The following is a 1,262-nucleotide window of genomic DNA, read 5'->3' as shown; positions in this document are numbered from 1 at the left end:
AAAGTCAAGGTATCTGAAGTAGACGGCTCTTATATTGTGAGCCTATCAAAAGATTGGGTTGAGGAGCATCCTTTGACCGAATTTAGTTTGCTAAAGGAAGCGGCCGAGTGGGAACGTATCGGCCGTCCTTATAAAGTAATCTTGCGTTAATTACATAACTAAGAAGTGCTTGGCGTAGCGTGGATTGATTTCAGATAAGCGGAGCATGGTGAGTACGTCTGCAGTATTAAAATCTGGATCCCAGGCTGGCGCACTGCAAATCTTAGCGCCTAACTTAAGGTAGCCTTTAATCAAGGGCGGTGGCTCAACTTGTAAACCGCCATTTAAGCGCTCCAAGGGCAGTGGTAGTCTCGGGAAGGCGTGATTTTCTACTGGAGCCATTTGATCATTGCTCAGTGAGTTGTATAGGCTTGCGGCAAAATGACCGCCGTCTGCCATAGGAATACTTGCACATCCAAGCATGATTTCATAATCGTGTTTTTGCATGTACTGGGCTAGTCCGCTCCACAATGCCATGATGACTGCGCCTGAGCGATAGTCAGCATGAACACATGATCGACCTAATTCAACCATCTTGGGGCGCAAGTGATTGAGGCGAGAAAGATCAAATTCAGAGTCGGAGTAAAGGCGACCAATCTCGGCGGCTTTGTGCGGTGGTAGGACTCGATAGGTACCAACTACCTTCAGTGTCTCTTGATCGCGGATGAGAAGATGGTCGCAGTAGGCGTCAAACTCATCGATATCCAAGTCTTCAGGATGAGCTGGTAGGCTTGCACCCATTTCCTCTGCAAATACTTTGAAACGCAAACGTTGAGCTTCCTTCACTTCCTTAGGATTTGAGGCCCAGCTAATTTGAAAAGCAGGGCGCTTGGCCTTGCTAATTACTTTTTCGTTAACAATCGGCTCGATGGCCAACACTTCGTTACGTGCACGCAAAGCGAACTTTTTACCGAATAATTTCTTGGCAATTTTCTTGGGAAAAAGTTTTTTAATTGCTTTGGCTTTGCTGGTCTTCTCTTTTTTTGGCTTTTGCTCAAATCGCCCATTAAACAGATCAAATGCAGCTAGAGGATTTGGGATATCGGACATGAGTTTCCTTATTTAGGTTAAGTCAATCGTAAAAGGGCTCTGTTACCAATTGATGACAAGAGGGAGGCAAATGGTGGCCCAAAGTAGAGCTGCAATCAGTAATGCCAACATGACTGCAGCTGAGCCAAAGTCTTTAGCTCTTTTAGATAGGTCATGATGATCAAAGGAGATTA

The 1,262-nt window shown here is 45.3% G+C and carries 2 protein-coding genes; both read right to left on the bottom strand.

All coding sequences use genetic code 11. From position 1 onward, the window contains the following. Window positions 1–150 precede the first annotated feature (150 nt). Complete coding sequence (locus tag B7X71_RS17205) at window positions 151–1,089, bottom strand: GNAT family N-acyltransferase (RefSeq protein ID WP_293598311.1); 939 nt, start codon at window positions 1,087–1,089, stop codon at window positions 151–153. 42 nt (window positions 1,090–1,131) lie between these two features. Then, window positions 1,132–1,260, bottom strand: a complete 129-nt coding sequence (locus B7X71_RS17200; protein ID WP_363927303.1) for a diacylglycerol kinase — start codon at window positions 1,258–1,260, stop codon at window positions 1,132–1,134. Window positions 1,261–1,262 lie beyond the last annotated feature (2 nt).

Source organism: Polynucleobacter sp. 39-46-10 (genome assembly GCF_002282275.1).
The sequence above is the reverse complement of the archived record's forward strand: the minus strand, read 5'-3'. Positions and strand labels throughout refer to the sequence as shown.

Excerpts from the sequence above, each read along its gene's own strand:
- B7X71_RS17205 (WP_293598311.1), bottom strand. The coding sequence starts at position 1,089 with ATGTCCGATATCCCAAATCCTCTAGCTGCATTTGATCTGTTTAATGGG.